The organism is Pseudoalteromonas sp. 0303, from assembly GCF_013349995.1.
GTDB lineage: Bacteria > Pseudomonadota > Gammaproteobacteria > Enterobacterales > Alteromonadaceae > Pseudoalteromonas.
In genome coordinates this window covers 1-313 of record NZ_JABVXF010000194.1, presented here as the reverse complement: position 1 = coordinate 313, position 313 = coordinate 1, and the positions used below count along the sequence as shown (strand labels likewise).

Genomic DNA, 313 nt, shown 5'->3' with positions numbered 1-313 from the left:
GACTGATAACCGCTCTGGCTCCGAGAAACAAGTGACTGCGTAATGTTATCTCTCCACGGTATTTGGCTATATGACCTATTCGCACTTTTCCACCACTTGAGTGTTGGCGAGGGGTGACACCAACATTGGCTGCCGCATTGCGTCCGCTCGTAAAATGGGTTGTGTCACTTAAGCTTATTAATAAACCAACCGCTGTGATAGGCCCGACACCCTCAAGTGCCAGTAAGCGTTCACATTGCTCATCTTGTTTTACTAAACCTGTCAGTAACTCATTTAATGTTTCTTTTAATGTTGATTGCGCTTTAAATAATTC

The 313-nt window shown here is 44.1% G+C and carries 1 protein-coding gene; it reads right to left on the bottom strand.

What is annotated here, in order from left to right:
- The coding region (locus tag HUS62_RS22765) for a transposase (RefSeq protein ID WP_175081247.1) at window positions 1–313 on the bottom strand (313 nt) is incomplete at both ends.